This is a genomic window from Galbibacter sp., assembly GCF_048266365.1.
GTDB lineage: Bacteria > Bacteroidota > Bacteroidia > Flavobacteriales > Flavobacteriaceae > Galbibacter.
This window is the reverse complement of record NZ_JBLWZP010000008.1, coordinates 108547-134354: the sequence shown is the minus strand read 5'-3', so window position 1 is coordinate 134354 and position 25808 is coordinate 108547. Positions and strand designations below refer to the sequence as shown.

The 25808-nt window shown below is 40.0% G+C and carries 19 protein-coding genes; 3 read left to right on the top strand and 16 right to left on the bottom strand.

The annotated features are described in order from the left end of the window. The first annotated feature begins 31 nt into the window (after positions 1 to 31). The gene (locus ACN0TV_RS12650) at positions 32 to 799 is read left to right on the top strand and encodes an enoyl-CoA hydratase/isomerase family protein (RefSeq protein ID WP_417363324.1); all 768 of its coding nucleotides are present in this window, start codon (positions 32 to 34) and stop codon (positions 797 to 799) included. 14 nt (positions 800 to 813) lie between these two features. Here the strand turns inward: ACN0TV_RS12650 and ACN0TV_RS12645 are convergent, their stop codons facing one another. The 9 genes from ACN0TV_RS12645 to ACN0TV_RS12605 form a co-directional block, all read right to left on the bottom strand. After that, entirely contained in the window at positions 814 to 1443 is a 630-nt protein-coding gene (locus ACN0TV_RS12645; protein WP_417363285.1) for a 2OG-Fe(II) oxygenase, read from the bottom strand. Positions 1444 to 1573: 130 nt separating this feature from the next. Further along, positions 1574 to 3262 (bottom strand): alpha/beta hydrolase fold domain-containing protein, encoded by a 1689-nt coding sequence (locus ACN0TV_RS12640; RefSeq protein WP_417363284.1) that lies wholly within the window; start codon positions 3260 to 3262, stop codon positions 1574 to 1576. A 4-nt stretch (positions 3263 to 3266) separates the two neighbouring features. Further along, positions 3267 to 5912 (bottom strand): glycoside hydrolase family 3 C-terminal domain-containing protein, encoded by a 2646-nt coding sequence (locus tag ACN0TV_RS12635; RefSeq protein WP_417363283.1) that lies wholly within the window; start codon positions 5910 to 5912, stop codon positions 3267 to 3269. A 75-nt stretch (positions 5913 to 5987) separates the two neighbouring features. Continuing rightward, positions 5988 to 7622: a glycoside hydrolase 43 family protein gene (locus ACN0TV_RS12630; protein ID WP_417363282.1), complete on the bottom strand. Its 1635-nt coding sequence runs from the start codon at positions 7620 to 7622 to the stop codon at positions 5988 to 5990. A gap of 9 nt (positions 7623 to 7631) precedes the next feature. Then, on the bottom strand, positions 7632 to 9032 hold the full coding sequence (locus ACN0TV_RS12625; protein WP_417363281.1) for a glycoside hydrolase family 28 protein: 1401 nt from the start codon (positions 9030 to 9032) through the stop codon (positions 7632 to 7634). 10 nt (positions 9033 to 9042) lie between these two features. Then, a complete protein-coding gene (locus ACN0TV_RS12620; protein ID WP_417363280.1) occupies positions 9043 to 11250 on the bottom strand; it encodes a pectinesterase family protein in 2208 nt (735 codons plus the stop codon). A gap of 141 nt (positions 11251 to 11391) precedes the next feature. Next, positions 11392 to 13065 carry a DUF4957 domain-containing protein gene (locus ACN0TV_RS12615; protein ID WP_417363279.1) on the bottom strand — a complete coding sequence of 558 codons (1674 nt, stop codon included), beginning with the start codon at positions 13063 to 13065 and terminating at the stop codon, positions 11392 to 11394. 21 nt (positions 13066 to 13086) lie between these two features. After that, positions 13087 to 14913, bottom strand: coding sequence for a RagB/SusD family nutrient uptake outer membrane protein (locus ACN0TV_RS12610; RefSeq protein WP_417363278.1), 1827 nt, complete (start codon positions 14911 to 14913; stop codon positions 13087 to 13089). Between the two features lie 12 nt (positions 14914 to 14925). Next, positions 14926 to 18249, bottom strand: a complete 3324-nt coding sequence (locus ACN0TV_RS12605; RefSeq protein WP_417363277.1) for a SusC/RagA family TonB-linked outer membrane protein — start codon at positions 18247 to 18249, stop codon at positions 14926 to 14928. Positions 18250 to 18537: 288 nt separating this feature from the next. On the opposite strand from ACN0TV_RS12605, the gene ACN0TV_RS12600 reads away from it, so the two are divergent. Both ACN0TV_RS12600 and ACN0TV_RS12595 read left to right on the top strand, forming a co-directional pair. Further along, positions 18538 to 18990 (top strand): 6-pyruvoyl trahydropterin synthase family protein, encoded by a 453-nt coding sequence (locus tag ACN0TV_RS12600; RefSeq protein WP_417363276.1) that lies wholly within the window; start codon positions 18538 to 18540, stop codon positions 18988 to 18990. 52 nt (positions 18991 to 19042) lie between these two features. After that, on the top strand, positions 19043 to 19804 hold the full coding sequence (locus ACN0TV_RS12595; RefSeq protein ID WP_417363275.1) for a UDP-2,3-diacylglucosamine diphosphatase: 762 nt from the start codon (positions 19043 to 19045) through the stop codon (positions 19802 to 19804). Positions 19805 to 19810: 6 nt separating this feature from the next. On the opposite strand, the gene ACN0TV_RS12590 is transcribed toward ACN0TV_RS12595, so the two are convergent. The 7 genes from ACN0TV_RS12590 to ACN0TV_RS12560 all read right to left on the bottom strand — a co-directional run bounded on the left by ACN0TV_RS12590 (position 19811) and on the right by ACN0TV_RS12560 (position 25807). Then, positions 19811 to 20224, bottom strand: coding sequence for a DM13 domain-containing protein (locus ACN0TV_RS12590; protein ID WP_417363274.1), 414 nt, complete (start codon positions 20222 to 20224; stop codon positions 19811 to 19813). Between the two features lie 15 nt (positions 20225 to 20239). Then, the gene (locus ACN0TV_RS12585) at positions 20240 to 21808 is read right to left on the bottom strand and encodes a protein adenylyltransferase SelO (RefSeq protein WP_417363273.1); all 1569 of its coding nucleotides are present in this window, start codon (positions 21806 to 21808) and stop codon (positions 20240 to 20242) included. A 28-nt stretch (positions 21809 to 21836) separates the two neighbouring features. Continuing rightward, complete coding sequence (gene msrA / locus ACN0TV_RS12580; RefSeq protein ID WP_417363272.1) at positions 21837 to 22391, bottom strand: peptide-methionine (S)-S-oxide reductase MsrA; 555 nt, start codon at positions 22389 to 22391, stop codon at positions 21837 to 21839. Then, on the bottom strand, positions 22375 to 22842 hold the full coding sequence (gene msrB, locus ACN0TV_RS12575; RefSeq protein ID WP_417363271.1) for a peptide-methionine (R)-S-oxide reductase MsrB: 468 nt from the start codon (positions 22840 to 22842) through the stop codon (positions 22375 to 22377). Before msrB ends, msrA begins: the two co-directional genes overlap by 17 nt. A 76-nt stretch (positions 22843 to 22918) precedes the next feature. Then, positions 22919 to 24598 carry a single-stranded-DNA-specific exonuclease RecJ gene (gene recJ, locus ACN0TV_RS12570; RefSeq protein ID WP_417363270.1) on the bottom strand — a complete coding sequence of 560 codons (1680 nt, stop codon included), beginning with the start codon at positions 24596 to 24598 and terminating at the stop codon, positions 22919 to 22921. A 93-nt stretch (positions 24599 to 24691) separates the two neighbouring features. After that, on the bottom strand, positions 24692 to 25117 hold the full coding sequence (locus tag ACN0TV_RS12565) for an OsmC family protein (RefSeq protein WP_417363269.1): 426 nt from the start codon (positions 25115 to 25117) through the stop codon (positions 24692 to 24694). A 117-nt stretch (positions 25118 to 25234) separates the two neighbouring features. Beyond that, a complete protein-coding gene (locus tag ACN0TV_RS12560) occupies positions 25235 to 25807 on the bottom strand; it encodes a uracil-DNA glycosylase family protein (RefSeq protein ID WP_417363268.1) in 573 nt (190 codons plus the stop codon). Position 25808 lies beyond the last annotated feature (1 nt).

Sequence of the window (25808 nt, the reverse complement as noted above, 5' to 3'; positions counted from 1 at the left end):
TAAATTTGATACAAACAATAATTCAACCACTATGGGCACAGATCGTTTAAATGGAAGCTTGTACACATCAATTGACAATAAAGTAGCGACCGTCGAATTTGGTCATCCTGCCAGCAATTCGTTTCCAGGTGTTTTACTAGAACGCTTAACCAATGAAATCAATTTATTATCGGAGCATAAAGACGTATCCGTGATTTTACTGAAAAGCGAAGGCGATAAAACTTTCTGCGCAGGAGCATCTTTTGATGAACTAATAGCGATTTCTAACAAAGAAGAGGGCATGCTTTTCTTTAGTGGTTTTGCCAAACTCATCAATGCGATGCGTAGTTGTAGCAAACTTATTATTGGACGAATACAGGGAAAATCTGTTGGTGGTGGTGTTGGTTTAATCGCTGCTTGTGATTATGCATTAGCCGCAGAATCAGCATCTGTTAAGCTCTCTGAACTCAGCATTGGAATAGGACCCTTTGTTATCGCTCCTGTGGTAAAACACAAAATAGGCGTCAGTGGGCTTGCAGAACTTACTTTGGATCCTACGCAATGGAAAAATGCCTATTGGGCCAAAGAAAAAGGTCTTTTCGCTAGAGTTTTTGAAACACAAAAAGATTTAGATAAGGAAGTAGACATTTTCACCTCTCACTTAGCCTCCTATAATCCCTTGGCTTTGACTGCCGTGAAAAAGTCCCTTTGGGAAGGAACAGATCATTGGGATACCTTCCTTCTACAACAAGCTGAAACTTCTGGGACTTTGGTGCTTTCAGAATTCACAAAGAAAGCCTTAGAGCGCTTTAAAAAATAAAAGACAATTGCCTGCTATCGCGTCTTTAACCAACCCGTAATGCTATAGCGTTCTGATGCCAACACAGGTTTGACTTCATGTTCTAACACCTGGCTCTCAAAAATCACAATACGTCCCGGCAAAGGGTGTAAGACAATTGGCGACTTAGCATAAATTACCAATTCACCTCCGTTTTCCTCCTTCCAATCCAAATCGTTCAGGTAACAAACTAATGATAATTTTCGCCGATCGTCATTTTGAAAAGTATCTAAATGTCGTTTGTAATAAGTGCCTTTTGGGTATACCGCATAGTGGAATTCTTTGTGTAAAATTCCAAGGAAACAAGTTTTGTTTAGATAATTGACCATGCTATTGATCTTATCGAAAAATAACCTTTCCGTAGGATTAGCACGGCCTTCCTCCATCCACAATACAAAATCACCTCGTACCGCACTTACAATTTGCTCGTCAAACTTACTTCCAATAGCGGCTTTTTTAAAACTATCTTCTTGGTATTTAACTAAAAGTGAATTTCTTAACAATACGACTTCATCTTCTGTAAAGAAGTTATCTATCACACTGTAATTCTGTTGTAAAAGATCATTAATAATGGTTTCAAATAATGGATCTTCCACAAATTCAAGTTGATCAAACAACTCTGCCATAGGTGCAAATTAAAAAGTGCGCAAATATAATTCTAAATCGAATATGTTGTTCCACTTTATACAATCAAACTTGAAGTTTTTTTAATTTTTTTCACTAGAACTGCATTTAAGGTGAAGTAAATCCAAGGAATCACCATATTCGATTCAAAAACCTTAAACAATATTCTAAGGTTGGTTCAAACCATGGGTGCATCAACCAAAATGAATGAGGGCTCTGTTTGAGAGTATGAACTTCCGTGTAAATTTGATAAGCCTCCATTTGTTGGATCATATCATCCCTCCCCGCATGAAAGCGATCTTGCGAGCTGTTTATAAACACAATAGGTGGGCTATTTTTATCGACATATTCCAGAGCAGAGGCGAGTTTCCAATTTTTATAATTCTCATCTTTAAGTCCTCCTAACCACTTTCCTGCGATTTCACTTTCCTGTGCTTCAGGATGAATAAAAGACGTAATTCCATCAATATTAATAATCCCTTGCACCTTATCACTAAACTTTTTATTTCCGTCAAAAAATAAAGGATCCGAAGAACTCATTCCTACTAAAGTGGCTAACTGTGCCCCTGCAGAGGCACCGAGTATTGCAATGCGATCCGGATCTATTTTAAATTCTTTTGAATGTGCCCGCATCCATTTAACGGCCTCTTTTAAATCAATAACCGCAGCAGGAAATTCTGCCTGGGTACTTAGACTGTAGTTCACACTAACAGCCACATAACCATTTTCCGAAAGCCGTTGAGCTAAGGGCTTTAAATTCTCTTTACTTCCTGAGATCCATCCACCACCATGAATAAGTAATACAGCGCCATACTCTGTTTTCCCGGAATTTGGTATAAATACATCTGCTAGTAAGGTTTGCTGTGCCGTTTCCCTGTAAGGAATGTTATTAACAGTAATACTCTTAGGGTTTTCCAGTGGGGTGACAGGACGTATTTGGGGATATTCTTTCTTTAATTTAGCATAGGTGGTCGCAATGGTGTAGGGTTTTGGTGAAATAATTTCTTTTGATAATTCTGTTAAGGCATCAAAAACAATTTGAGCTACCACCTTGGCTCCTTCAACTTGAAAATGGGTGTTGTCATCTTCACCCTCCGGATAGGCCTTATATACGCCGAGAGGTAGGTTCATAAAATAATTTTCGCTAACATAAGCTTTTCCTTTTTTGGTAAACTCAGCTCTGGTCAAAGCATTCAGATCAATCAGTGCAACACCCAATTCGGATGCTACCTCTTTAGGAGCAAGATCATATTCCCCGTGGACGTCATTTAATACGCCATTTTCCCATGGGTAATTCCGTGGAACCGGCGTGAGAATAATCGGAATGGCCCCTTTTTGACGGGTTTGAGAAACAAAAAGTCGCAGAAATTCTTTATAACCTTCAATGTCCACGTAACGCTCAGGTTTGGTTTTGGCGGCATCATTATGACCAAATTGCATCAATACCAAATCATTTGGTTTTAATACCTCATACACTGCCCGCCATCGACCTTCTTGAAAAAAAGTTCGTGTACTCCTTCCTCCGCGAGCTCTATCCTGAACCACAACACTATCACATTTTATAAAGCTTGTGAGTGACCCCAAACTCTCTTTGGTAAACAAGGGTTGGAATACCTGTCCCCATCCGGTTATGGGATACCTGGTCTCCATATAATCCTTTCCGGGCTCATAGTTATCACTATAGTCCGCCATGGTAGAATCACCAATGAGGTAGATAGAAATAGGGTCATTCTCTTGTGCTGAACAGGCGAATGACCCCATAAAACAGGAAACAATTAGGAAAATTCTAAATACTATAACACGCTTCCTAATGTTTCCCATAATTTTAATACTCTAAGTTTACTTTGGATCCAATCAACTTAATCTTTTTAGACATTGTTGTAGTTGATTTTGAGCTTAATTCCTTTTTAAATCCAGGTTGCTCTCCACCGACACTAACGCTAAACACACCGGGCTCGATGACCAAATCTCCATTACTGTCTATCATAGAAAGCTGTCTAGGCTCGATGATAAATTCAACTGTTTGTCGCTCTCCGTTTTTCAAATGAATACGTTTAAAGCCGACCAATTCACGAATAGGTCTTGGTGTGCTACCCTTCTCATCTGTGATATATACCTGAACCACCTCATCACCATCGTGAGCACCAGTATTGGTTACATCAACGCTGAGTTGTATTGGTTGATTCATCCCTATTTTGGAGGGTAGTTTAAAATTTGAATAGTCAAATGTTGTATAGCTGAGTCCATAACCAAAAGGATAAAGTGGTTCTTTATCAAAATAACGGTAGGTTCTACCCTCCATATCATAGTTTTCAAAATCAGGCAAGTCATCAACAGATTTATAGTAGGTAACCGGAAGTCTTGCTGCCGGGTTATACCCTCCAAACAAAACATCTGCAACCGCATTACCTCCTTGTTGCCCTGCGTATCCAGCAGTCATAATAGCCGGGACATTCTCCGCAGCCCAATTTATTGAAATTGCACTTCCATTGAGTAGTACTAAAACAATAGGTTTCCCAGTTTTAGCAATCTCTTTAATAAGTGTTCTCTGAACTTCAGGCAACTTTAAAGCTGTACGGTCACCTCCTGCGAAACCTTCTACTTCTACTTTCATTTCTTCACCTTCCAGGCGCTCGTTAAGTCCTAATACCAAGACCACCACTTCAGCTTTATTTGCAGCCTCTACCGCTTTTTCTAACTGATGTTCTTTAGGAGCTCCCCATAACATTTTTGCTGTAGAATTTCCATAGTAGTTATTGTACTTTACTTCAATTTTGTATTTCTTACCCTTCTCCATATAAATATCCTTGGTGATAATGGTAGGGTGATGTTGGTGATCTCCACCTCCTTTAATCTGGCTGGCGATCTCAAATTCCATAAATGGTTTCCCCCAATCACTAAAAGAGTAGGTTCCTGTTTTTGGAGGGGTGATATAACCGCTCCAACGAATGCTGTAATCACCCATTTTCAAGCGGGGATCCGGTGTTTCTATATCCCATTGAAAATCAATGGTTGAATCCACCTTATCAATTACTGGAGTTCCTTCCCAATTGGTGTTATCGTAATATTGCGCTGTTAATCCTTGAGCTCCATCTTCAGTACTGAGGTACTGAGAAGGAATGATTTCCATACTAGGTATCCCATTGGCTAAGGGGCTTCCTTCTTCATATAAAACAGTTGTTTCAGAAGGAAGGGCTTTCTTGATTCCTTGTAAAACAGTAACCGGTTCCTTAGGTACGCCGTTGTAATTTCCCCACAAGGATTGCACGTTATCAGCATTAGGTCCTATAACCGCTACTGTTTTTAAATTCTTAGAAAGCGGTAATAAATCATCTTGATTTTTCAAAAGCACAATACTCTCCTGGGCAGCTTTTCGTGCCAATTGATTGTGTTTTTCACTAGTGTTGACACTAAACGGGATCTTTGCATAAGGTACTAGGTTCTGTGGATCAAACATACCTAGTTTGATACGAGCTTCAATTAAGCGGCCTAGTGCCACGTCTAGATCTTTTTCAGTAACCAAACCTTGCTCGAAAGCCTCACTAAGTTTTTCATACGAATTACCACAATTCAAGTCACAACCTTCGATGACTGCCATAGCCGATGCTTCTGCAGCATCCTTTGCAACCTTATGGGTTTTCCAAATATCTGTAATCGCACCACAATCTGAAACTACATAACCGTCAAAATCCCAGTAATCTCTTAAGATAGTGAAAAGGGTATCACTAGCACTTGCCGCTTCTCCGTATACACGATTGTAAGCGGTCATTACTGACTGTACCTGACCTTCTTTTACCAAGGCACGAAATGCAGGGAGATATGTTTCCCATAAATCACGTTTACTGGGACTCACATCAAATTCATGTCTAAGAGGTTCAGGTCCTGAATGGACAGCAAAATGCTTGGCTGTTGCCACGAGCTTTAAATAATTAGGATCATCCCCTTGAAGACCTTTAACATAAGCAATCCCTAACTCTCCGGTTAAATAAGGATCCTCCCCATAGGTCTCATGTCCTCGCCCCCATCTAGGGTCTCTAAAAATATTGATATTGGGTGACCAAAAGGTAAGCCCTTGGTAGATCCCATGTTGTCCACGTCTAAGGTATTCATGATGTTTTGCTCTAGCCTCATCCGATATCGCGTCAGCAACTTCCTTTAGAAGGTCGCTATCCCAAGCCGCAGCAATGGTAATTGATTGTGGAAACACTGTAGCGTAACCAGCTCTTGCAACTCCATGTAGAGATTCATTCCACCAATTGTATTCCGGAATACCTAATCGCTCTATGGCAGGAGAGGTGTATAACAATTGGTCAATTTTCTCCTGAACAGTAAGTCTCCCAACAAGATCCGCTACACGAACTGAATCGTCTAAATCAGGATTCTGAAAGGGATATTGCTGCCCATAAGATGTAGACACGGCTAGCATAAATGCTATAAAAAATAATTTCTTTAGTGGGTTGATAGTATTCATTTTATTGGTGTTTAATTAACACTTAAAGCAATGGAATTAATCCCAATATTCCAAAACTAAAAATGATTTTCTGTGTTAATCTACCCTAAACCAATCAAAATCAGCATATCCGCCGCGTTTAGCCGCGGGGGAGCTTATCGTAAAAACACCCACCTTAGCACCGATCCATTTTCCCGGTTGGGCATAAAATGGTTTTCCGATGGCTTTAAATCTCTTACCATTTTCGCTATAACTAAATTGGCATACTCCTTTAGGGCCAACGACTTGTACCCTAAAATAGACCTGATTTGATTTGCTTAATTTCTTATCCAAGACCACTTCTTTTTCGCCTTCAATGGCTCCAATACTTTCTGATTGTTGGATGTAATATTGCCCTTGATCATAAACAATACTTAAGGCTGCATAATCCATACCCATCACAATCAATCCCGCTCTTTTACCAAAAGTTGCTTCTTCTGGATACAAGCTTACTTTGGTAGTCACTGTAAACTCAGGTGCCGGAAATTTCTGTAATAGGAGGTTAGGTGCTGTCCATAGATTTTTCGCATCTTCAGAAGTTTTAATAGCAAACAATCTTAAATATGTGGTTCCGCGAATTTGTGCGCTCCACAATACGTTTGGATTTGCCTGCCATTGCCATTGTAACCCTAACTTATCCGAGTCAAATTCATCGGTTTCAAATGGTTGTTGCCTGGGATCATTCACATTACTCAATGGCTTTTTGTGTTGTGTAACAGGCTCTCCAATACCATTTCCATCGTAATCTTCGCCCATCACCGGCCAATTGTTTTTCCATTGCATGGGTTGTAAATGTACTAGACGACCATAGGGATCTACATCCTGAAAATGATAAAACCACGAAGTCCCATCAGGGGTGTCTACCCAAGCACCCTGATGCGGTCCATTAACTGCAGTGCTCCCTTGTTCCAATACTATTTTTTCTTCATATGGCCCATAGATGTCTTTTGATCTTAAAATCAACTGCCATCCCGTGGCAACACCACCCGCAGGAGCGAATATATAATAATAGCCATTCCGCTTGTAAAATTTAGAACCTTCAACAGTAGGGTGTGCATCATGTCCATCAAAAACATGTTTACCCGCATCCAATACCTTAGTTCCCTCTTCATTCATACGGTGAACGGTTAGCAAACTTTTCACCCCGGCACGGCTCCCTGCCCATGCATGAACTAGATAGGCGTTTCCATCATCATCCCATAAAGGTGAAGGATCGATAGCGCCTTTGGCTTCCATTACAAGCACTGGTGGTTCCCACCGGCCAAAAGGATCTTTTGTCCTGACCATATAAATACCAAAGTCAGGATCACCCCAATAGATATAAAAATGTTCGTTATGAAATCGAATGCTCGGTGCCCAAACGCCATTTCCGTGTTGAACTGCTTTAAAATGATCCTGTGGAACTTGAACAGGCAAGGCATGATTCACCAACTGCCAGTTCACCATGTCTTTGGAATGCAAGATCGGGAGTCCAGGAACGCAATTAAAGCTTGAAGACGTCATATAATAATCTTCACCTACTCTTATCACATCAGGATCAGAATAATCGGCGTACAAAATAGGATTCTTGTACGTCCCGTCACCCTGATCACTCTGCCAGACGTTAGATTGATATGGGTTTTGCGCATTTACCAACTGGAATATACCGCAAACTAAACTTAAAAAGCAAAGGGGAATAAGGTTGAATCTCATACTTGGAACTTAGTATTTTTGACCACTAATTGTGGTATTTGTAAATTGAATAGGTTCAGAGTTTTCAATGAGCATTGGCATTTTAGCCTTCTTTATTGTCACATTCTTAAAGCTCACATTTTTCACAGGATTTTCTTCACGTCCCTGAATCAAAATTCCATATTTCCCTCCGTTTTCAACAGTAACGTCTTCGATATGAATGTTTGCTATCCTTGGGATATGTTCCCCTTCTTGTTTGTCATAAATCGCATAGTAGGTGTTAATTTTCAAAAATGCTTCTTTGACTTGACCTACTTCAATATTCTTCACAAAGACATTTTCTACAAAGCCTCCTCTTAAGGTGTTTGTTTTGATGCGAATTGCGCGATCCAAATTAGGACTATCCATCTTGCAATTTCTGACATACACATTACGTACACCTGCAGAGATTTCACTACCCATTACAACACCGCCATGGCCGTCTTTCATGATACAGTTTTCAATCACAATGTTTTCACTAGGTATATTCACTCTTCGGCCCTCGTCATTTCTACCAGATTTAATGGCGATACAATCATCTCCGGTGTCGAATATACAGTTTTTGATATGTACATTTTTGCTGTACTCCGGATCACAACCGTCGTTATTAGGACCATGGCTACTTACGGTGACTCCATCGACGGTTACATTGGTACACTTAATTGGGTGCATAACCCAGAAGGGTGCATTGATAAAAGTAACACCTTCTATAAGAACGTTTTCACAATCAAATGGTTCAAAGAATGTTGGACGTAGATGATGGCCTTGACCAAAAATTCGTTCCTCTACCGGAGTAGCATTTTCGTTCATTTTTCTAAGCCTTGGAAGATTTACAGAATCCCTTTGATGTGGATCTCCCTTTTTATGACCATAGCGCTGCGCACCACTCCATGGCCACCAGTTATCCTTACCAGCCTGACCGTTAAATGTTCCTTTCCCGGTAACCGCTATGTTTTTTTGTTGATAGGCATAAATCATTGGAGAATAATTCATAAGCTCTACACCTTCATAGGAGGTTCGAACCACGGGCAGGTATGCTTTTTTATCTCTGGTAAACAATACCTCAGCACCTTTTTCAAGATGAAGATTCACGTTGCTTTTAAGGTGAATTGGGCCTGTTAAAAACTTTCCACTTGGAATAATAACCTTTCCGCCTCCTGCCTCAACACAAGCCAAGATTGCATTTTTTATGGCCTGGGTATTGTCCGTTTTTCCGTCCCCGACAGCCCCGTAATCCATAATGCTAAAATTATTATTTGGGAACTCTGGGACTACTATGGATTCAATAATTAAATCCGCAGCATCTTTTTCCTGGATGGTTTGCTTGTTAGGTTCTTTTTTACAACCTATCAAAAGGCCGAAAATCATGAGACTAAAAATAATCTGTTTCATAGTTAGTAAATCAATTGTTTATAGTTGGATTCCAATTATCATTTCCTTTTAACACCTTCTCTTTGGTATACTTCAAGGCTTCCGTATGGGTTAAATTTTTTGACCAAGCCACGCGTTTTCCATCACCTCCGGGACCACTAGAGTTGTATTCTGCATAAAAAACAGTGTTCTCAGCATCGGGTTTATTCCAGTTGTGCCAACCTTGTTGCTTTATATGCTCACCCATAGAACAGTTGATCCATACGGTCTGGGCATGATTCCTCCAAGGTCGCCCCAGATAAACACTTTGCTTGCCGGCATCGCCTTTAAGCTTGCAATTTTCAAAAACCATCCCATATTCGGTCTGCTCTGTGGTGGACGCTGCCGTAATATATCCCTTGGATTTGGCATTGATGATGCAGTGGTCAAAAAAAGCAGTTGAGGCTCCAAAAATAAAATCCACGGTGCCTTCAATATAGCAATCTTTATAATATTGTCGACTATCTGAGCCTTGCAGATATAGGGTATCCTGATCCGAAAGAAAATTACATTTATAGAATACCGCCTTATCCCCGCTTACTCTAACGGCAACTGCTTGACCAACGCTACCGGAACTATTTTCAAAGCTTAAATTCTCGGCATAAAAACCTTCTCCAAAAATAAAAAACGTACTAGAACCTGTGGTTCCCATTTCTTCCCCGAATTCATTCATTTTAGAAGCGAAATCGTCATTGGTGATTATGGTTTTTTCTTTGTCTTGTCCAATCAAACTCACATTTGTTTTGCTGGTTGGGAGTATTAATTTTTCTTTATACACTCCATTTTTTATATAAATGAGGGTGCGGTTGTTACGAAAATCTGGAACGGCATCTATGGCGTCCTGTACCTTTAAAAAATCGCCACTTCCGTCTGGTGCTACTGTATAATCATAGGCCTTTGTTATCAGTGAATTTGCATACACTTCAATGTTGACATAGTGATCATCCAGGGATTTTAAGCCCGCATCATTTTTGGTTTTATCCAACCCATTTTCTTCTTCCCAAAAATCTGGAATCCCATCCGAATCCGTATCCTTCGCTATACTGTTTTTTGGAAGATCAGGCCAAGCTCCAACATCATTTTGAGAATCAATAATTCCATTTTTATAGGAAGTTGTAGTTGTTTTTACTCCCTTTATAATGCGAAGATCAACAACATCGCGATACAGACTACTGCCAGCTCCACGAAGCACTAGTCTATAAGCTTCTTTTGGGGAGTGTGTTGTAACATTCTCAACTTTTGGTGCTGTTTCGAGTTTTGCTGATTCCGGATCGTCACACTGAACACCTCCATCCCAATTGTCCTTGGTTATGGCTTCAAAGCCTTGAACGTAATTACCGTCAACATAGAATTTCCCATAAGGCTTAGAAGGATTTACAATACGGTCAGGTTTGGTGGTTGCAGGACCTGGTTTATAATAATTATTAACCATGGAATATTTGCCTAGTTCTCCTCCGTAAACGCTGTTGAATCCCCAGTTATAAATGACATTGTTGCGAAAATCGACAAATTCGGCTTTATTATTTACCGTAGATTTAGAGCCGCTAAACCTAGGATTTCTACTATTGTTGTTGGCAATTAGATTGTGGTGAAATGAAGCATTAACGCCTCCCCAAATTCCGCCATATCCATGTGCGCCTTTGGGGTGCACAGAATTATTCAGTGCCTCGGCCACAATACACCATTGCATGGTGAAATTTTCTGTTCTATAAAAGGAGACATTTTCATCTACAGCCCAACTGATGGAACAGTGATCTATGATGACGTCTTTTATATCCCGACCGCCTAAGGCATCAGACTCTATACCATTAATATCGCCCATTCGACATCTGAGGTATCTGATAATGACATTGTTTGCTTTTACGTTTAAAGGGTATCCCTTAAGAGTGATCCCTTGTGCAGGGGCAGTCTGTCCTAAAATACTTAAACTCCCATGATTGATATCTAAAGGGGACTCTAGATTAATGGTTCCTGAGACTGCAAATACAATGATTCTTGGATCGTCCTTTCGCACTCCCTTTCTCAAACTACCTTCCCCATCATCGTTTAGATTGGTAACTACATAAACGAGTCCTCCTCTACCGCCTGTGGCATTTTGGCCAAAACCTTCTGCCCCGGGAAACGCCGGGGTTTGACCCTGAAGTGCGATGCTAAATAATAATAAACACCCAATTACTAGTTGACAACTGCCAATTCGCATACGTTATTTTTTATATGATTCACTTGTGTGGCTTGTCTGTATAATGCTGCACTGAGTAGTGCACCGGTACATATACCGGTGCGTTTCTCAGCTTAATGCAAATTTAACTACAAACAAACTAAAACAATTCAATTCCATTGCTTACAGCTTGGCTCTCCAACGAGGATCACCAGCTGTGTATTTTCCAGAAAAACCAGTGTCTTTAAAATTAAAGTCATTAACTTCCGGGTTCATCCATAAATCTTCTTGTGTATTACTGTAATTACCGACGCTAAAACCAGGAATCTCTTTTCCTTCCGCAAAGGTAAAGTTCTGAGTACTATAGTTGTTTAACAGCGATATATTCGTTGCTTCCAAACCTTCTCCTATTCCTTGAATACCACCATATTCACCTAATCCAGACTGATCCCAACTATGTCCAAAAATGGAATTATTAATAGTGATTCCATTAATAATATTATTATTTCCCTCGCCACCTCTATAGCGAAGTAATCGACCACCAGGTACGATGAAGTTGGCAAAGGTGCAACCCTCTATAGTCAGTGATTGTGAATTATTTTGGGACTGAATTCCGGTGTCAATTTTATTAAACGTACTGTTACTTAAAACAATATTGTTAACATGTGCCGTCATAGGATCACTTGGGCTTGTATCGGTTGTAATGATTCCATAGCCACCAATACTGTCAACGACACTGTTATTTATGATATAGTTATCAATTTCTACAGTTCCCCGTATTCTCATGATCCCCCTAAAGGTACCTATCTCACAGTTTTCAAAACTCAACTCTCGAACATATACATTATCGGTGTTTGGATTAAAGACATAATCCCCGCTGAAATCTTCACCTCTAATTTCTAAATCGATAAACTTAATGTGATCAATATTGCTGTTCTCAGCAATATTCCAGTTTCCGGTGGTATACAATTTAGCTTTCTGTGGACCAAAACCGTAGGCAGCACGAATGGTGATAGATTTGGTTAAATCATCCTGTGGTAAATCATAGGTGACACCACGTTTAACCAGTATTATTGCTCCATCAGCCGCTGATGCTACAGCGTCAGCCACTGCAGAAGGACTTTCATTCTGCGTAAGATCAATCACATTAGGTGAACTCGGATCAATATCTGCTACTTTGGTACTATAATTTACCCAACCTCGAATTTCAGTACCACTGTAAATGGCTATCTGATAATCGGTTTCCGGCTCTAGTCCATATACAAAACTCTCCCCCGTTTCTTGCTGATCTGACTCTACTAGAACGGGATCAAAGAGTGGTGTGCTTAATTTTAAATCCTCAGCTGCAAAGGCCTGAATAGAGGTCACCGCCGCTCCAGTTGGTGTCCAACTTACCCGGGCAGCTACATCAGTAACATCATAAACCTTTGGAATATTCAAAATCGTGGGGAAACGCTGCGTACGCACATTCCCCAAATCTGATACCTTAGAATCGTATTGGGGATCCGAAGCATGAGCGGTGACCCTTACCTGGTATAAGGTATTCCAAAACAATTCTTCACCTACCAATTTTTCATCAATGGTCACAAAACTGGTGTCCGTTTTAAAGCTGTAATCCAGAGTAGCAAATGTATCTCTACTAACTTCCAAGCTATACGACTCAGCTGCTTTTAAGCTACCCATATCTACGATTATACTATTGCCCTCAGCGTACAACTCTTCGTTTAGCACTGGACGAAATAATCTTGTTTTCTCAAGCTCAGCCGCATCATCATCACTACAGGCAATAAAAAACCCGGTGCCTAGAAGCAACATAATCAGGAGCCGATTGTTAAATATACTTTTGTTGAATTTCATCTTAGTTTTTTTTTAGTTGATCTAAAATCCGTATCCATCGTTGCTTAATGTTCCTTGACTGTTCTCCACTGCTAATGTGGGTATCGGGAAAATATAGCGTACAATTCCTGGTTGAGGCCCGTTTATATAGTTTTCCCAATCCCTAGTAATCCATTCATCATAAGTGGTAGTCTCATCGTGAAGATCCAATAAAAATTGCACTTGATTCCAAGTATCATCTGGTGGTGCAATAACTTTAGTATTAGGATTTAAAATGGTGAATTTTCCTTCTGGATCTAATTTCCAATACATATAATCCGGTAAATCTGTAGTTCCATTATAGGCCTGATCGGCTAATTCTTTTAATCCTTCAACTGTTTCTGCTACTTTATCCGAATATATGCCCCAGCGAATGAGTTCATATTTTCGAATCATCTCTCCCCCGAATTCCCAGGCACGTTCATCGACAATTGCATTGAAGAAGCTGGATTTATTCATAGACACTTCTGTAACGTACAAATCTACTTTCTCTGCCCAATTTTCACTGTTAAAAGCTCTTTGACGAACACGCTTTAAGGCCTCTTGTGCAGGAGCAGTAGGTCCGTTTAATTCATTCTCGGCCTCTGCAAACATTAACAATACATCGGCATATCTCATCATAGGCCAGTTAATGCCAGTACTCTTTGCCGTTGAAGCTCCTGGAGGTGTTTTCAATAAATGACGCCCCCACTTTCCTTGAGAAATATTCATCGGACCGTTGATAAACTCAGCTTCAAAATCTTTGTTTATTCTGTATAACCCACAGGTAACATCTCTTCTAATATCTAAGGTATCAAAGGAGAAGTAGTAGGTTACTGGCATAGCCATATAGTTATTTCCTGAACCGTATGCATGTGAAGACGTTGGTCCGCCTTCTACCTCAATTCCTATGTTCCAACCCACATCTCCACTGTTAAGTGAAAAAGGAACCTCGAAAAGGATTTCACTGTTTGTGGGAGTTTGAAAGGTTACGTTGTTGAGAAATATCTGTCCAAAATCCTCTGGAAGAGGACGATCCTTAAGTGTGATCAACTTTTGTGTATACTCCTTAGCAATCTGATAATAATCAAGATAATCGCTTTCTCGACCAAGAGTAAGATTTGGTTTAAGATAGTGTCCCCCTCTTTGCAAGGATAAACGAGCAATCATTCCTAAGGTGTATTCTCTGTTGACCTGCTCTACACCATAGGTGGTTTGGTCCGCCCATAACATTTGTTCTTCAACATTAATTAGATTCTGAATCTCACCACTTAGAATTTCATTTCTTGGTGTTTTGGGTAAATTAAATTCTTCTCCTGCCTTTGGCGCTTTGACCACGTATGGAACATCTCCAAAGTAATAAATAAGCATACTGTACCAATAAGCCCTAAGTGTATAGGCCTCTCCTAATAGCTGATGAAAAGTTTTTCGAATGGTTTCATCTTGATTTTCTAGATTACCACTCATCGTAATACCTTCAATAGCGATATTGGCATCCCTGATAGCTCTATAAGCATAGGTCCACACAATATCCAAATCCCTGTTGCTAGGAAGAGCATCTAAGTTCCATATTTGATAACGATCCGAATTACTTGACCATCCAGATTGATGTTCAATATCCGTATTTCCAGTAAAGTTGTTCGATAAACGCGAACGAAAGGCATCTTGATTAAAGTAAGAGTAAACCGCATTGACTCCGTTTCTCGCATCATCTACATTGGAATAGATGTACTCGTCATCGAAGGTTGAAATAGAGTCAGGTTCCATGAAGTCATCACTACAGGCCGAAAGTAATAGTATCAGGCTAAATGATGTAAATCCTATTTTAAATAAACTTGTTATATTTTTCATTGTTCAAAAGGATTAAAAAGTTAGGTTTAGACCGAAGGTGTAGGAACGACTTCTAGGGAAGGAAGAATAATCCACTCCTGGAGTCAGTCCGTTATTTGAAGAGTTCACTTCAGGATCATATCCTGAATAATTAGTCCATAATTTTAGATTTCTACCAGTGGCATAAACTCTAAATTGTGTCATTCCAAGCTTGGATATCCATTTTCTTGGCAAGTTATATCCTACAGTTAAGTTGTTAAGCCGTAGGAAAGAACCATCCTCTATAGCCCACGAGTGTACTACTGCTCCTGCAATCCCATGGCTACTATGAGACCATATATTTTTGTCCCCATTTAATTGTTCTAGCTGATTTAAATCCGTTACCACACCTCCAGCTACACCAGTTAGTTGTCCATCGACATCGATATATGTATAACGATTGTCCATGCTCATGGTGTTTAAAAGATTACCATAAGTCACCCTTCTAAACTGATTGTATTGAATTTTACCTGTATTGTATACATCATTACCATATTGATAATTAAAGAAAATAGAAAAATCGAAGCCTTTGTATCGTGCACTCAACCCAAACCCTCCTTGAAAATCAGGAAGTGCATTTCCAATGACCTTACGATCATCAGCATTTATCTCTCCATTGCCGTCCAAGTCTTTTAATTTTAAAAAACCAGGACGGGTGTCGGTATTTCCTACCACAGAACCGGAAGACGGGATTCCTTCTTTTAAAATGTATTCACCAGAGACCTCATCATAGCGCTCAAAATCATCCACAGTATACATGCCATCAGTCACATAACCGTATATATCTCCAATTTTTCCTCCTACTTGAAGGTAGTAATCATTAATATTATTCAAATCTGTACTGGCCCAGTTGGATCGCTGAAAGCGCTCCGTAGTTCCGTCAAGCTCTTCAATTCTGAAGGTATTGGCACCAATATTGAAATTAGCAGAGAGGCTAAAATCCTTATGCTCTATGATGTAGCCTGTTGCCCCAAATTCAACACCTTGATTTGAAGTGGAACCAATATTATCCCACTGTTCTGAAAACCCTGTATTATTAGGAATGGCAGAGGCCAAAAGTAGATCCCTGGTTTCGTTTTTATAATAGTCAAGACTTCCTCTTAACCTATGATTAAACAGCGTAAAATCCAAACCTATATTATTGGTAACTGTAGTTTCCCATTTTAAATCAGGGTTATACAAAATATCACTGCTAGGGGTATAATACACATTGTCTACATTTCCAAAACCTGGCCCGCGATTGGTTGTAGCCGAAAATAAAAACTGAGTTGCAGTGGCATCAATCCGATCATTCCCTGTTTCTCCATAAGTAACTCTTAGTTTTAGGTCATCGACAAAATCCACATCTTCCATAAATTTTTCATTCTTAAGTTTCCAGGCAAAAGCCAAGGCAGGAAAAACACCCAATCTATTACCTTCGGAGAATCGGCTCGATTCATCAGCCCTAAAAGTCAAAGTCCAAATGAACCGCTCCCAAAGCTGGAAATCCAAACGACCAAAAGCGGAGCGTCTGTTAATATCGGTATCTTCCGAGGTAGAAAGTCTATCCACACGTCCAAATGCCATATTGGCGAATAATTCTTCAGGTGTAATAGACAGTCTAAAATCTTCTGCTCGGATAAAAGAGCGTTTCCCGGAAGAAGATGACATTTCAAAACCAAGTAAGAAGTCCAATTTATAATCTGACGACCATTGTTTTTTATAATTCAAGGTCGATAACCATCGGTAAGAAGTATTGTCACGATCATCCTTTTGTCCAAGAGGCATACTTCCTCCGTTGTTAAAAGATTCACTTGTAAGTGGTCCATAAAATCGTAAGTCCTCTCGGAATCTGCGCTGATCGGTGTAGACCGTTTTGAGGTCCAAATCTGGAGTAATCGACCATGTTAGACCTGCGTTAAGCACATAATTATAGGTGCTTCGTTGTCTCCAATCCTGCTTGACCAATTCTGTAGGATCGACCAAACTCAATAAAAATTGTTGATAATCGTTGTCAGAATTCGGACTATTTAAATCGATGTCCAATTCATCCGCGATACCATTAACAGGCCTAGCTTGTACTGCGTCTTTAATTTTTAATTGTGCATTATTTGAGGTACCGGCACCGTCGATTTCTGTATTAGTGATTCGAGCAGAAACATCTAGATACAGTGGATTAGCCAGCTTTTGATTTAATTTAAAATTGATAGAAGTTCTCTGGTATGCCGATCCGGTTAAGAGTCCTTCGTCATTGTTACGGGTAACACTCAATCGCATTTTAGTTTGTTCAGTCCCACCACTAACACTCAAATTATGATATTGAGACATTCTAGGGCCGCCAAACAACTCTTCTTGCCAGTCTGTTGCTGGCTTGGATTTATACAATTCTAAATCATCATATTTTCCAAAATACTTTTCAAAGTCATCCACCACAGTTTGACCTTGTAGCCTAGCATACTCATAATTTGCCATCACATATTCATAAGGTGAAAGCACTTCATAACGCCTGTCTTTTGGCAATTCACTAAACTGAAAATAATTGTTATAAGAGATAGACACCTTTCCCACTTTAGGGGATTTGGTAGTAATAACCACCACACCGTTAGAAGCCTGAGCTCCATAAACAGCAGTAGCTGCAGCATCTTTTAAAACATCAATACTTTGGATATCGTTAGGTGGAACGTCTGTTATACTACTCACAATAAATCCATCAACCACAAAAAGCGGAGAATTGTCCTGTGTTATGGATCCTCCACCACGAATACGAATGCGAATTTCAGCTCCCGGCTCACCGTCTGCAGTAGTGACATTCACCCCGGGTAATCTCCCTGAGAGAACCTCAGCCGCACTGGCTACGGGTATTTTAGAAATTTCAGAACTAGTCATCGTGGCTACAGAACCAGTCATATCCGATTGTTTCACCTTGCCATAACCATAATCGATAAGTACAACCTCATCCAGCTGATTGATATCTTCTTGTAGCACGACGTTAATAGTGGTTTGATTTCCTACAGCGACTTCCTTAGAAGCGTACCCAATATAAGAGAATACTAGAACAGATTCCGGACTAGAAACGCTTAGTGAAAATACACCATCAAAATCAGTAGAGGTTCCGTTGCTTACACCTTTCTCTATCACAGTTACCCCAGGAAGCGGACCGCCACCGTCACCGGCTTCAACGGTACCGGCAACTTGAATTTGTTGTGCCGAAATCGTTGTAGTAAAGAGAGCAAAAAAAAGCAAAACCACAGATAATTGCCATTGCTTTGGAGGCTTCTGTATAAGATCACTCAAATTCAAACAATGATCTGAGGCATTTGAAGAACTTCGGTGTTTCATAAAATTGGTTTTAAGTAGTTGTTTAGTACTGCTAATTAAACGATTGTAAAATGCAATCGATTACACAAATATATTTATAAATTATAAATATCCAAATTTTAAGTTAAATTTTATGCGTATTTGTAATTTAGGACATCAAATATTACCTATTATTTGATGTTGAAGGTAAAATACCATTTGATTGAGGATGGATTATGCATAAATCATCAATAGAATGTAATCGATAACATTTTAATTCGTGCTGTCAGGCTAGAAATTCTGTAGTATCTTTGCACAAATTTTTATGTGATGGATACAATCAGAATTACCAAGCAATTTAGTTTTGAAACCGGGCACGCACTCTATGGCTATGACGGGAAGTGCAGAAATGTACACGGACATAGTTACAAGCTATCAGTGACCGTTATCGGGAGTCCAATAACCGATCCTAAAGATGTCAAACTAGGTATGGTAATTGATTTTGGGGATTTGAAGAAAATCGTAAAAGAAGAAATTGTCGATCACTTTGATCACGCTACTGTATTTAATCAAAATACGCCACACAAAGAACTTGCAAAAGAGTTGTCAGATCGAGGTCATCATGTGATCTTAGTGGATTACCAGCCTACAAGTGAGAATATGGTTGTTCATTTTGCGGCTAAAATCCGAAAACGACTTCCCAAGCATATCAAACTATTCGCGCTTAAACTTCAAGAAACAGAAAGCTCGTATGCGGAATGGTACGCCAGTGATAATGGTTAATACGGATCTTCAAGTTCACTAATTATTATATCTTTACGACAAAACACACCGAATGCAAATTCCAAAGGGTAAAAAAATATATTTTGCCTCCGACAATCACCTTGGGGCACCTACACAAAAGGAGAGTTTGGTTCGCGAAAAAAAATTCGTGAATTGGCTAGATACCATAAGCCAAGATGCTGAGGCTATTTTTCTTCTGGGTGATTTGTTTGATTTTTGGTTTGAATATAAATCGGTGGTACCTAAAGGCTTTACCAGAACTCTTGGAAAGCTTGCAGAAATAACGGACCGCGGAATCCCAGTTTACTATTTTGTCGGTAATCACGATCTCTGGATGCAAGGGTACTTTGAAGAGGAACTCAATATTCCTGTCTTTCATCAACCTAAAGAGTTCCGTTTTAATGACAAAACCTTTTTTATAGGTCATGGCGATGGTTTAGGTCCGGGAGACAAAGGATATAAGCGTATGAAAAAGTTGTTTACCAACCCTGTGGCAAAATGGTTTTTTAGATGGTTGCACCCAGATCTTGGAGTTCGTCTTGCTCAATACCTCTCGGTAAAGAATAAATTAATTTCCGGGGACGAAGACATTACCTTCTTAGGTGAGGACAAAGAATGGTTGGTGCAATATTCCAAACGAAAATTGGAGCAAAAGCATCGTGACTATTTCGTGTTTGGACACCGACATCTACCCCTGGAAATTCCTCTGGGAGATGACAGTCACTATATAAATCTTGGTGATTGGATTCACTATTATACCTATGCCGTCTTTGACGGGGTCTCCATGGAACTCAAGACTTTTGAACAATCATAAGGCCGTTTACTCCACTTTGCTTTCTGTCTCTAGAGAGACGCCTCCCCATACCACAGAAAACTTAGGACAAAAGATCACTAAGGATTTATAATCACTAGGCTGAATTCCCTCTGGAATGGGATACTTTTGAGCACCTTTATTTGATTTTAATCCAGCGATCATCACACCTCCTTTCTTGTCAATAGCATCTCTATCGTCAATGTCTTGGATTGCTATTGGAGACAGGTATACTTTAAGATCTGGTCCGGCAAGGGTCATGAAATCACTACCTAATTCAAAATAAAGTACTCCTGAATCTTCCTGTATTTTCCACTTTCCTTCTACAGAATAGACTTTATCCGACCATTGGTCCCCTTCTTGAGCGAGCAACAGACAAGGACATGTTATAAATAACAATAGCGTTAATAGTTTGATTTTCATAAGTTTGGTTTTTGGTTACGAACTGCAGGATAGCATTGAACAGCCCACTTTATGTGCTGCCCATTGTGGTTGTTTTGCAAACCACTTTTCAAACTGCGGTTGTTCTGCATATGGGTTTTTTAACATGATGTATAATTGGTCTATTAAACTATAATCTCCTTGCTCAGCCGCATCTATTGCAAGCTGGGCCATATAGTTTCTCAACACATATTTGGGGTTTGTGTTATTCATTTTTTGTTTTCTCACTTCATCGGAGGCGGTTTCCACTTCCAAACGCTGACTGTACTTTACAAACCAGGCATCCCACTTTTCCACTATGCCTTGATCAAGATCACCATTAACGTAAAATGCATCCCTAATCGTATCTAGACCTTGCAAAGGTTTGTTCTTGTTAAAGGTACTCAATTTTCTATAAAACAGTGTCATGTCGATTTCTGTGAGTGTTAAAGCCTGATCCAGTTCATCTAAGAGCTCGATATCGTCGGGTTGGTCTTTTTCAAGTCCTAGCTTTCCTTTTAGCATCTGGAGGTACTTCTTAGTAAATTCAGGTCCATAGCTTTCTAGGATTTCTTCTAGAGGCTCTAGCTCTTCGATTAAAGGATAAAGCGCATTGGCCAATTGGTATAAATTCCACAATCCAACATTGTGCTGGTTTGCGAATCGATAACGTTTTTGCGGCAAATCGGTGGTGTTAGGAGTCCAACTATGATCGTAAGCTTCCAACCATCCATAAGGACCGTAATCAATAGTAAGTCCTAGGATAGACATATTATCCGTGTTTAGCACACCGTGGACAAATCCCACCCGTTGCCAATGAATTATTGTATCCAATGTGCGATCCATCACCTCTTTAAAAAAAGCGATATAAGTCGCCTTAGAGGGTGCACCTAAATGGGGGTAAAAATGATTTATAGTATAGTCTGTCAATGATTTAAGGCTCTCCATATCACCTCTTTGCGAGAAGAGCTCGAAATTCCCGAATCGTATAAAACTCGGTGCGACCCTTGCTACAATGGCTCCCGGCTCATAGGCAGGATTACCATCATAAAGGATGTCTCTAAGAACCTTATCTCCTGTTAATGCAAGCGACAGTGCTCTAGAGGTAGGAATCCCGAGATGATACATCGCCTCACTACATAAATATTCTCGAATCGATGAACGAAGTACAGCTCTCCCATCACCCCTTCTAGAATATGGGGTTTTACCTGCACCTTTTATTTGTAAAACAAAGCGTTTGTCCTTGTGAACTCCTTCCGCGATGTTGATCGCCCTTCCATCTCCCAATTGCCCTGCCCAATGTCCAAACTGATGCCCACCATAATTCATGGCATAAGGTTTACTATCGGATAAGGAATCATTTCCTGTGACCAAATTTAAAAATTGGGTGCTTTGTAGATCCTTTTCAGTTAAACCAATTTGAGTACTTACATCCTTTGAAACATGGATGAGTTCTGGTTGACTGCTCTTTTGTGGATCTACAAAGGAATAACTGGCGTTTTGAACCTGACGAATGTAATTTTCGACAATAGGATCTGCAGCGAGTTCTCGCGTAAAACTATTGTCAATATTTAAATTTAATTTCATCGATATAGCTTTGTTTGTCCCCTTGTTATTAATACTCCAAGGGTTTTAATCGGTCGGCAAATCGCTGTTTGAGCTTTACTATTTTTGGTGTGATCACCATCGAACAATACCCATGAGATTGATTGTTATTATAATAATCTTGGTGATAGTCCTCCGCAGGGTAAAAAGTTTCCAAAGGACTGATTTCTGTTACTATAGGATCAGCGTAATAGGAGGCTAATTCCCTAACAACTTCCTGAGCCACCTCTTGTTGTTCGGTATCATGATAATAAATAACAGAACGGTATTGGGTTCCGATATCTCCACCTTGTCTATTGAGGCTTGTAGGATCATGACTGGTCATAAAAATGGTCAGTAAATCCTTAAAGCTTATCTCTTGTGGATCAAAACTTACTTGTACCACCTCTGCGTGACCTGTGAGTCCAGAGCATACCTCCCTATAGGTGGGACGACCTGGAGCATTACCTCCAGTATAGCCTGAGACTATGGTATTTACACCCTTTAGACGTTGTAATACTGCCTCCACGCACCAAAAACATCCACCTCCAAGGGTGGCTACTGTCTGTTTATTGTTTTGACTCATACTCCTCTTGCTTTTCTAATTCGATTGAGGCAGAATTAACACAATAGCGCAATCCTGAAGGTTCCGGTCCGTCTGGAAACACATGCCCTAAATGCGCATCACACGCATTACACATGACCTCAACACGCACCATGCCATAGGATATGTCCTTCTCATACTTAATGGCATTTTCGGCAACTGGTTGGGTGAAACTTGGCCAACCGGTTCCTGATTCAAATTTAATCCCAGAATCAAAAAGAGCTTCGCCACAACACACGCAGTGGTATTTACCGGGCTCATGTGTTGTGCAATGAGCTCCTGTATGAGCCATTTCTGTCCCCTTTTGTCTTGTAATGCGAAACTGATCTTCGCTGAGTATTTCTCGCCATTGCTGAGGAGTTTTCTCTACTCGCTTATTAGGAGCTGGGCTTCCATTTTGAGCAAAATTTATAACGTCTTTCCAATTAAGCATATCCTTTTACATATTAAATTAAACAACATTGATATTGCGATAGTGTAGTCGAAATTAGCTCACTTTCCTAACAGCTTTACAGATCGCTCCCACTCGCCAATTCGTTAAGGTTTGCGGGTTTGATGTCTTTTATGATGAGCTGTAGCATGGTTTTACCATTGAAATGATTCTCATCTAAGGTATACAAGATATCCACGGCTTGGTCGCTTTTTAACAGGGATAATTTATCACCCATACTAAATCCTATACCTTCAAGAATCACGCCGTCCGATTGACAGAGACTGACTTTCAAATGTGAGTTGTCCTTTCCAACAACTTTACTACTACCGGTATCTTTTAGATTCTGTGATAAAAATACTGGTATTGTATTCCCGGGCCCAAAGGGAGCGAACTGCTTCAGAACACGATAAAACCTATCGTTAATTTCGTGAAAATCAATTTTTAAATCCGCCTTAATTTCCGGGGTTAACAGGCGCTGGTCGATAGTCTCCTGGACTACCTTTTCAAATTTCTCCTTAAAAGGAAGGTATTGTTCTTCCGACATGGTAAGTCCGGCAGCATACATATGACCGCCGAATTGTTCCAAACAATCTGTGCAAGCCTCCAAGGCATTGTAAATATCAAATCCCTTAACGCTTCTAGCAGAGGCTGCCAGCTTATCACCGCTTTTTGTAAACACTAGTGTAGGACGGTAGTAGACCTCTGTTAGTCTAGAGGCAACAATACCAATTACTCCTTTATGCCAAGTAGAATCATACACCACTGTGGTAACATGAGCCTCTTCATTGTTTTTAATTATTTGCTCCAATGCCGCCGCAGTAATTTCCTGATCCAATTTTTTACGGTCACTGTTATAGTTTTCAATTCCTTCAGCCATTTCCTTGGCTTTGTCTAGCCGTTTTTCAACCAATATACCAACGGCATATTTCCCATGCTCCATTCTTCCCGCCGCATTGATTCGAGGGGCAATCCTAAATATGACATCCGTCATGCTTAAGTCGGCCTTTTTCAAATTTGGTGTTAGCGCTTTAAATCCTGCTCTAGGGCGATCATTGATTTGAATCATTCCATAATAGGCCAATACTCTATTCTCCCCTGTTATGGGAACAATATCAGCACCTATTGCAGTGGCAACAAGGTCTAAATAAGGAGTTAGGTCTGTTATTGTTTTTCCTCTTAGCGCTGCTAAAGCTTGAATTAGTTTAAAACCAACTCCACATCCACATAATTCTTTATACGGATAGGCACAATCCTCTTGTTTAGGATCTAATACGGCAACCGCATCTGGAACCTCAGCTCCTGGTCTGTGGTGATCACAAATAACAAAGTCTATACCTTTTGCTTTGGCATAGGCAACCTTGTCTATGGCCTTAATTCCACAATCCAACGCAATTATAAGGCTGATATTATGCTCCTGGGCATAATCAATTCCGGCAAATGATACGCCATAGCCTTCCTTATATCGATCTGGAATATAGGTGTCCACATCAGAATAGGTTTCAGTCAAAAAGCTAGAAACTAATGCTACCGATGTCGTACCATCAACATCATAATCACCATAGACTAAAATACGTTCCTTTTTTTCAATTGCCGTTAGAATGCGCTCCACAGCCTTTTGCATATCCTTCATCAAAAAAGGATCATGGAGATCATCGAGGGATGGTCGAAAGAAAGCCTTAGATTGATCAAAATCCAGAATTCCTCTTTGTAGCAGTAGCCTGGCAATACCTTCTTCAACACCCAAAGCGCTAGTCAATCGCTCAACATCGTCATTTGCAGGTGCGGCTAGAAGGTTCCATCGGAATTTAGAATTGTTAATCTTGTTTTCGATTTGAATTTGGTATATGAATTATGAATTATGATAAATGGTCTGAATATCCATCTCTGCAAATCTTCTAAACATCTCCATCACGCCACAGTATTTTTCTACAGATAGATCGACTGCTTTATCCAGTTTATTCTGATCCAAATTGGACCCATAGAAATGGTATTCAACCCTAACTTTGTGATAATATTTTGGATGTTCATCCGTAAGCTCTGCAACAATGTCAATTCTAAAATCATCGACCTCGAGTTTCATTTTTCTCATCAGTGATGCTACGTCCAGACCTGAACATCCTGCAAGTGCCGACAGCATCAGTGCCTTCGGGCGTAGACCTTCGCCATCACCGCCATCCTCAGGGCTTGCATCAATATTCAATTCTCCTGCAGGGTTGGTTGAATGAAACTGCATGTTCTTTTTCCAAGTCGTTACGACTGTCGTTGTATTTGCCATAAAAAGTGCTTTATATAGTTGGATAGTAAACTAGACTAAATCACTAGAAAAATCATATTTTTTAAAGTGATTTAAAGCATCAAAAATAAGGAATATTAAAGGAAAACTCCGTCGAATTCAACTTAAAATCCTCCTTACTCTTTGGTCTAGTTCTGGAAGGACGTCCGTGACGAACCACTTGTTCTTAGCCATCCAAAACCGATTTGTTGGTGATGGGTGGGGAATAGGGAACTGCAACGGAAGGTACTTATGATAGTTTCGAACGGTTTCTGTCAGGTTTTTTTCAATTTTATCCCCCAGATAAGCCTTTTGCGCATAAGCCCCTATGAGGATGGTTAATTGAACTTCTTTCATGACCTCTAAAATGCTCGGATGCCATTTCGGTCGGCACTCCGGTCTTGGAGGTAGGTCTCCAGTTTTCCCTTTTCCCGGGTAGCAAAATCCCATAGGAATCACTGCAAAATTATCAGTGTTGTAGAATGTTTCTCTATCTACGCCTAACCAAGATCGAAGCTTATTTCCACTGGCATCATCAAAGTCCAAACCACGCTGATGGGCTATAGTTCCAGGCGCTTGGCCGATAATCATTATTTTAGATTTTTCAGTAAATCGAAGAATAGGATTAGGCTCAAGCGGTAAATGGGCCGCACAAATTTCACATTGCTTAATCTCTTCCAGAAGCGTGCTCACG

Coding starts and splice junctions, on each gene's coding strand:
- ACN0TV_RS12650 (WP_417363324.1), top strand. CDS start 32: ATGGGCACAGATCGTTTAAATGGAAGCTTGTACACATCAATTGACAAT.
- ACN0TV_RS12645 (WP_417363285.1), bottom strand. CDS start 1,443: ATGGCAGAGTTGTTTGATCAACTTGAATTTGTGGAAGATCCATTATTT.
- ACN0TV_RS12640 (WP_417363284.1), bottom strand. CDS start 3,262: ATGGGAAACATTAGGAAGCGTGTTATAGTATTTAGAATTTTCCTAATT.
- ACN0TV_RS12635 (WP_417363283.1), bottom strand. CDS start 5,912: ATGAATACTATCAACCCACTAAAGAAATTATTTTTTATAGCATTTATG.
- ACN0TV_RS12630 (WP_417363282.1), bottom strand. CDS start 7,622: ATGAGATTCAACCTTATTCCCCTTTGCTTTTTAAGTTTAGTTTGCGGT.
- ACN0TV_RS12625 (WP_417363281.1), bottom strand. CDS start 9,032: ATGAAACAGATTATTTTTAGTCTCATGATTTTCGGCCTTTTGATAGGT.
- ACN0TV_RS12620 (WP_417363280.1), bottom strand. CDS start 11,250: ATGCGAATTGGCAGTTGTCAACTAGTAATTGGGTGTTTATTATTATTT.
- ACN0TV_RS12615 (WP_417363279.1), bottom strand. CDS start 13,065: ATGAAATTCAACAAAAGTATATTTAACAATCGGCTCCTGATTATGTTG.
- ACN0TV_RS12610 (WP_417363278.1), bottom strand. CDS start 14,913: ATGAAAAATATAACAAGTTTATTTAAAATAGGATTTACATCATTTAGC.
- ACN0TV_RS12605 (WP_417363277.1), bottom strand. CDS start 18,249: ATGAAACACCGAAGTTCTTCAAATGCCTCAGATCATTGTTTGAATTTG.
- ACN0TV_RS12600 (WP_417363276.1), top strand. CDS start 18,538: ATGGATACAATCAGAATTACCAAGCAATTTAGTTTTGAAACCGGGCAC.
- ACN0TV_RS12595 (WP_417363275.1), top strand. CDS start 19,043: ATGCAAATTCCAAAGGGTAAAAAAATATATTTTGCCTCCGACAATCAC.
- ACN0TV_RS12590 (WP_417363274.1), bottom strand. CDS start 20,224: ATGAAAATCAAACTATTAACGCTATTGTTATTTATAACATGTCCTTGT.
- ACN0TV_RS12585 (WP_417363273.1), bottom strand. CDS start 21,808: ATGAAATTAAATTTAAATATTGACAATAGTTTTACGCGAGAACTCGCT.
- msrA (WP_417363272.1), bottom strand. CDS start 22,391: ATGAGTCAAAACAATAAACAGACAGTAGCCACCCTTGGAGGTGGATGT.
- msrB (WP_417363271.1), bottom strand. CDS start 22,842: ATGCTTAATTGGAAAGACGTTATAAATTTTGCTCAAAATGGAAGCCCA.
- ACN0TV_RS12565 (WP_417363269.1), bottom strand. CDS start 25,117: ATGGCAAATACAACGACAGTCGTAACGACTTGGAAAAAGAACATGCAG.